General features: G+C 74.3%; 6 protein-coding genes. All 6 read right to left on the reverse strand.

The annotated features are described in order from the left end of the window. The coding region (locus tag IDM29_RS13495; protein WP_188037638.1) for a serine/threonine-protein kinase at positions 1-1,019 on the reverse strand (1,019 nt) is incomplete at its 3' end. Continuing rightward, entirely contained in the window at positions 1,016-2,467 is a 1,452-nt protein-coding gene (locus IDM29_RS13500) for a penicillin-binding protein 2 (protein WP_182112573.1), read from the reverse strand. The genes IDM29_RS13495 and IDM29_RS13500, both read right to left, overlap by 4 nt. Next, the gene (locus IDM29_RS13505; protein WP_182112574.1) at positions 2,464-3,918 is read right to left on the reverse strand and encodes an FtsW/RodA/SpoVE family cell cycle protein; all 1,455 of its coding nucleotides are present in this window, start codon (positions 3,916-3,918) and stop codon (positions 2,464-2,466) included. The genes IDM29_RS13500 and IDM29_RS13505 overlap by 4 nt, the downstream gene beginning before the upstream one ends. Before the next feature lie 34 nt (positions 3,919-3,952). Further along, positions 3,953-5,206, reverse strand: coding sequence for a PP2C family serine/threonine-protein phosphatase (locus IDM29_RS13510; RefSeq protein WP_182112575.1), 1,254 nt, complete (start codon positions 5,204-5,206; stop codon positions 3,953-3,955). Positions 5,207-5,212: 6 nt separating this feature from the next. After that, positions 5,213-5,716 (reverse strand): FHA domain-containing protein, encoded by a 504-nt coding sequence (locus IDM29_RS13515; protein WP_182112576.1) that lies wholly within the window; start codon positions 5,714-5,716, stop codon positions 5,213-5,215. A gap of 9 nt (positions 5,717-5,725) precedes the next feature. After that, positions 5,726-6,433 carry a DUF3662 and FHA domain-containing protein gene (locus IDM29_RS13520; RefSeq protein ID WP_182112577.1) on the reverse strand — a complete coding sequence of 236 codons (708 nt, stop codon included), beginning with the start codon at positions 6,431-6,433 and terminating at the stop codon, positions 5,726-5,728. Between the last annotated feature and the right edge of the window lie 203 nt (positions 6,434-6,636).

Here is a 6,636-nt window from a genome sequence, read left to right on the forward strand (position 1 = left end):
GGCGGCCCGGCCTGCGCGGGCGCGATCACCGGGGCGTCGACCACGGAGGGCCCGGACGGCACGCTCGGCGACGCGGGCTCCGCCGCGCGGCCGGGCACCCGGGTGGGCCGCGTCGGCGTGTCGGCCAGCTCGGCGGCGTCCATGAGGTCGACGGTGCGCGCGTGCCGGCCGTACGCCGCCATCGGGACGCCCCCGGGAGGGGTCCGGTCCAGCATGCCGTCGAGCATCCGGGCGAGCGACGCGGCCGAGCGCGGCCGGGCCTCGGGCTCCTTGGCCAGCATCCGCATGACCAGGGCGGACAGCTCCGGGTCGATGTCGCCGGGCAGCGGCGGCACCGGCGTGTTGACGTGCGCGATGGCGATGTCGACCGCGGTGGGCCCGGTGAAGGGCCGGTTCCCGACGAGCGCCTCGTAGGCGACGATCCCGAGCGAGTACACGTCCGAGGCGGGCGTGGCGGCGCGCCCGATCGCCTGCTCCGGCGAGAGGTACTGCGCGGTGCCCATGACCATGCCCGAGGCCGTCATCGGGATCTGGTTGCTCGCGGTCGAGATGCCGAAGTCGGTGATCTTCACGCGGCCCGAGCGGGCGAGCAGGATGTTGCCCGGCTTGACGTCCCGGTGCACGACGCCGGCGACGTGCGCGGCGTGCAGCGCTCGCGCCGTCTGCGCGAGGATCGGCAGCAGCCGCCGGGTGGGCAGCACCGGCTGGCGGTCGAGCAGGTCCGACATGGGCTCGCCGAGCACGAGCTCCATGACCAGGAAGCCCGACCCGTCCTGCTCGCCGTAGTCGTAGAGCTGGGCGATGTTGGGGTGGGAGAGCTGGGCGCTGTTGCGGGCCTCCGTGCGGAACCGCTCGAGGAAGCCGGCGTCGCCCGCGAACTCCTCGCGCAGCACCTTGACGGCCACGTCGCGCGCGAGGGCCTCGTCGTGCCCGACCCAGACCTCGCCCATGCCGCCCACGGCGATGCGCGAGACCAGGCGGTAGCGCCCTCCCAGGGCGACGGCGACGGCGGGCTTCACCGGGCGAGCACCGCCTGGATCACCGCGCGGGCGATGGGCGCCGCCACGGCGCCGCCCGTCGCCTCGCTGCCCATGGCACCGCCGTGCTCCACGACGACGGCGACGGCGACCTGCGGCGCGTCGGCCGGCGCGAACGCGGTGAACCAGGCGTGCGGCGCGGCCTCCTCCGTCGTCTGCGCCGTGCCGGTCTTGCCGGCGACCTGCACGCCCGGGATCCGGGCCGCCGTGCCCGTGCCGCTCTCGACGACGCCGACCATCATGTCCCGCAGGGACGCGGCCGTCGCCGCGCTCACGGGGCGCGCGAGCTCCGTCGGCCTGGTCTCCTCCACCACCGTGAGGTCCTGGCTGCGCACCGAGCGCACCAGGTACGGCCGCATCTGCTCGCCGTCGTTGGCGACGGCCGCCGAGATCATCGCCACCTCCAGCGGGGTCACGCGCACCTCGTACTGCCCGATCGCCGAGAGAGCCGTCTGCGGCGCGTCGAGCTGGTCGGGGAAGTGGCTCTCCGCCACCCTCATCGGCACGTCGAGGGGCGTGTCGAAGCCGAACGCGTCGGCCTGCTCGCGCAGCGCGTCCTGGCCCAGGTCGAGCCCGAGCTGGCCGAAGGCCGTGTTGCAGGAGATCCGCAGCGCGTCGGCCAGCGTCGTCGTGCCGGTGGGGCTGCACGCGCTGCTGCCGAAGTTGCGCAGGGTCGCCGTCGTCTCCGGCAGGTCCAGCTCGACGGGGGCCGCGATCTCGGACGCCGGGGTCAGGCCGCCCTCGAGCGCGGCCGCCGCGGTGACGAGCTTGAACGTCGAGCCGGGTGGGTACGTGTTGCCGGCGATCGCCCGGTTGGCGAGCGGGTCACCCTCGGCCGCCTCCAGCGCCTGCCAGGCCTCGTTGACCGCGCGGGTGTCGTGGCTGGCCAGGACGTTGGGGTCGTAGGACGGCTTGGACACCATGGCCAGGATCGCGCCGGTGCTCGGATCCAGGGCGATGACGGCGCCGCGCTGGTCGCCGAGGGCGTCCCAGGCGGCCTGCTGGACGGCGGGGTCGATCGTCAGCTCGACGATCGCGCCCTGGGGCTGGCGCCCCGTGACGAGGTCCTGGATGCGCGAGTAGAACAGCGAGTCGGCGGTCCCGTTGAGCTCGGTGTTCATCGCGCGCTCGATCGCGCTGCGGCCGAAGACGATCGAGTAGTAGCCGGTGACGTGCCCGTAGAGCTCGCCGTAGGGGTAGCTCCGCTGGTACCCGAACGGGTCGTCCACGGGGGTGGAGACGGCGATCGCCTCGCCGCCCACGACGATCGGCCCGCGCGGGTGCCCGTACTCGCGGTACAGGGTGCGCACGTTGCGCGGGTCGTTGTTGAGCGTCCCCGCCTGGAAGTACTGCACGGCGGTGCTGCCGGCCATGAGGGCCATGAACATCACGATGACGACGGAGGCCAGGCGGCGCAGGGGCGTGTTCACGCGCGGCCTCCTTCGAGGTGGATGACCTCGGTGGCCTGGCGGTCGTCGCCGGACGCGGACCCGCCGGACCCGCCGTGGTCCGCTGACGACGCGACCTCGGGCGCGCCCGGCGGGGGAGCGGGGCGGCGGGCGCTGTCGGAGATGCGCAGCAGGAGCGCCGCGATGACCCAGTTGGCGAGCAGGGACGAGCCGCCGTAGGCGAGGAACGGCATGGTCAGGCCGGTCAGCGGGATGAGCCGGGTGACGCCGCCGACGACCACGAAGCACTGGAATGCGACGACGAACGCCATGCCGCCCGCGAAGAGCTTGCCGAAGCCGTCGCGCACGCCGATCGCCGTCCGCAGGCCGCGCTCCGCGAGCACGAGGTACAGCACGAGGATCGCGAGCAGGCCGGTGAGGCCGAGCTCCTCCCCGAGCGAGGCGATGATGAAGTCGGACTCCGCGTACGGCACCAGGTCCGGGCGCCCCTGGCCCCAGCCGGTCCCGAACAGCCCGCCATTCGCCATGCCGTACAGGCCGTACACCAGCTGTCCGGAGCCGCCGGGCGAGGCGTAGAAGACGTCGTCGTCGAAGGCGTTGAGCCAGGCCTCGAAGCGGGCGCCGACGTGGCTGAAGGTGCTCGCGGCGAGCGCCGCCCCGCCGAGGAACAGGCCGAGGCCGATGACGACCCAGCTCAGCCGCTCGGTCGCCAGGTACAGCATGGCGACGAACAGCCCGAAGAAGAGCAGCGAGGTGCCGAGGTCCCGCTGGAAGACGAGGACCGCCAGCGACGCCGCCCACGCGAGGAGGATCGGGCCGAGGTCGCGCGGGCGGGGCAGCTGCAGGCCCAGCACCTTCGGCCCGGCCAGGGCCAGGGTGTCGCGCGTCGTGACCAGGTAGCCCGCGAAGAAGACGGCCAGGGCGATCTTGGCGAACTCGGCAGGCTGGAACGAGTACCCGCCGATGCGGATCCAGATGCGCGCGCCGTTGACCAGCGCCCCGAGCCCGGGGATCAGCGGCAGCACGAGGAGCACGAGACCCACGACCATCGCCGTGTAGGTGTACCGGCGCAGCGTGCGGTGGTCGCGCAGCAGCGCGACGACGACGGCGGCCAGGACCATGCCCAGCGCGGTCCAGGCGAGCTGCCGCTCCGCGAACGTGGACTGCTGGCCGCCGACGCTCTCCGCGACGTCGATCCGGTAGATCATCGCGAGCCCGATGCCGTTGAGCGCGACCGCGACCGGGAGGATGACCGGGTCCGCGTACGGGGCGCGCCACCGCATCACCAGGTGCAGGCCGAGCGAGAGGCCCACGAGGCCCGCGCTGTAGCCGAAGATGTCCGCCGGCAGGGTGCCCGTCGTCGCGGTGCCGACCAGCGCGTACGCGCTGACGCCGATCGCGAGGGCGATCGCGAGGAGCCCGAGCTCCATGGTGCGCCCGGGACGCACGCGGTGGGGTGCGACCGTCGCCATCACGACACCCCCCGTGCGCGGGACGGTCGAACCGTCACGACGTCTCGTCCGCCTCGGACCCGAGGTCCTCGGCGCGCTCGCGGGCGGCGGTGAGGGTCTCCGCGGGGATCGTCTGCTCGAGGCGGTCCTGCATGAAGCCCGGCAGGTCGGCGACGCGCGTGGGGGTCGTCTCCACGACGGAGGACAGCGGGATCGGGCCGATCGTCTGGGGGATACCGCGGAAGACGGCGACCCGGCCGTCGTCGATGCCCACGTAGTACTGGTCCTGCGTCCAGCGGTACCCGAGCCAGCCGGCCGTGCCGATGAGCGCCAGGAGCACGACGACGACCGCGGCGGCGACGATGCGCCGGCGTCGGCGAACCGGGCGCTCGTCGTCCTCCTCCTCGTCGGCGGGGGGCGGGGACGGCTCGGCGGCCTCCTGCTCGGCGCGCGCCCGGGCGGCGTGCTCGGCCGCGCGGGCGGCGGCGCCCGTGCCGCCCATGGTGGGCCGGTTGCGGTCCAGCGCGGCGGCGCCGACGACGTGCGTCCCGGTGCCCGGCCCCGACCCGTCGGGAAGGGTGTCGACCTCGACGACGTCGCCCAGGACGACCGTGACGTTGTCCGGCGCGCCGCCGCGCAGCGCGAGCTGGACGAGCTGGTCGGCGCACGCGTCGACGTCGGTCACCGTGCGCATGGTCTCGGCGAGGGTGTCCGCGCTGACGACGCCGGAGAGGCCGTCGGAGCAGAGCAGCCACCGGTCGCCGACGCGCGCCTCGCGCACCGACATGTCGGGGACGATCTCCATGTCGAAGTCGCCGAGGACGCGCAGGAGGACGGACCGCTGGGGGTGGCGCTCGGCCTCCTCCGCGGTGATCTTGCCGGTGTTGACCAGGTGCTGCACGAAGGAGTGGTCGGTCGTGACCTGCGTGAGCTCGCCGTCGCGCAGCAGGTAGGCGCGCGAGTCGCCGATGTGGGCCATGGCCAGCTTGTTGCCCGAGCGCAGCAGGGCCGTGACCGTGGTGCCGAGGCCGGCGAGCTCGGGGTTCTCCTCGGCGCGCGCGAGCAGCTCGTCGTGCGCCGTGGTGAGCGCCTGGCTGAGCTCGGCGAGGGCGTCGTCGGGCCCGTGCGCCTCGTCGTCGAGCGGCGCGAGGTGGGCGACGGCGACCGACGAGGCGACGTCGCCGCCGGCGTGCCCGCCCATGCCGTCGGCGACCGCGAGCAGGCGCGGACCGGCGTACGCGGAGTCCTGGTTGTTGGCGCGCACGAGGCCGACGTCGGAACGGGCGGCGTACCGCAGGGCGATGGTCACGGGCGCCTACCGCTGCAGCTCGAGGATGGACTGCCCGACCTTGATCTGCGCACCGGCGCGGACGGGCGTGGGCGCGGTGACCTTCTCGCGGCCCAGGAACGTGCCGTTCGTGGACCCGAGGTCCTCGACCCACCACTCGCCGTCCTGGGGAAAGACGCGGGCGTGCCGCGAGGAGGAGTAGTCGTCGTCGAGCACGAGCGTGCACGACGGCGCGCGGCCGATGAGGATCGCCGACGAGCCGAGCGGCAGCGTCGTGCCGCGCAGCGGTCCGGCCGTGACGACGAGCCGGCGCGGAGTGACCTCACGCCGCGGGAACGGGGCGGCCTTGGCGTCGGTCGCGACGGCCGGCGCGGGTCGCGGCGCGACCGCCGCGGTGCCGCGGCGCAGGCGCCGGTTGACGATGCGCGTGCCGTACAGGTCGCGGCGCAGCACGCCGATCGCCGCGAGGACGAACACCCAGAGCAGCACCAGGTAGCCCAGCCGCAGCAGGGTGATCGTGAGCTCACTCATGCCCGGCGGTCACCCGTCCTCGTCCTCGTCCGCACCCGTCCAGAACAGGATCCGGGTGCGGCCGATCGTGATGGTGTTGCCGTCGACGAGCGTGGCCGCGGGGACCTGGTGCCCCTCCACGAACGTGCCGTTGGTCGAGCCGAGGTCGGACGCGACGACGCCGTCGGGCGTGACGCGGATCTCGAGGTGACGCCGGGAGATGCCCGGGTCGTCCACGATGATGTCCGCCTCGCTGCCGCGCCCGATGACGGTCACGGGACCGGTGAGGAGGTACCGCTGGCCGTCGATGTCCACCAGCGGGTGGCGCGGGCTGGCGGCGACGGACGCGGCCGGGGCGACGGCGCCGCGCACGGTGGCGCTGCGGACCTGGAACCGGCCGGTCTCGAGCTCGTCGTCCTCGACGAACGCGACGGTCACCGGCCCGACGAACGCGTAGCGCTGCTGCGTCGCGTACTCGGTGACGTTGGCCGCGAGCTCGTCCGCGAGCGGCTCCGCCCCCCAGTCCTGCACGTGGTCGTGGTCGGCGGGGGAGAGCTCGATCGTGAACTCGTTGGGCACGACCGTGCGGTCGCGACCGACGACGGCGGCGCGGTCGTCGACCTCGCGGCGCAGGGCGCTCGCCAGCTCGACCGGCTTGACCTCGCTCTTGAAGGCCTTGGCGAACGCGCTGCTCACGACGCGTTCGACGCCCTTCTCGAACCTGTCGAGAACTCCCATGCCACCTCCTCCCGTCGGCGGCGGACCAGCACCGGGCTGACCCGCGGACGGCCTCGTCATCGGGGGGTGCGCCGACGGGGGGCCGACGGACCGCCCCAGAGGTCCGCTGCCGATCGTATCCGCCGACGGCGCCGTTCGGCCGCGACGGCGCGTGCGGCGCGCGGGCGGGGCGTTGGCCGGGGTCCGCGCAGCGCACGCGCGCC

The sequence above is a fragment of the Actinotalea sp. JY-7885 genome (assembly GCF_014525465.1).
In the GTDB taxonomy this organism is placed as follows: domain Bacteria; phylum Actinomycetota; class Actinomycetes; order Actinomycetales; family Cellulomonadaceae; genus Actinotalea.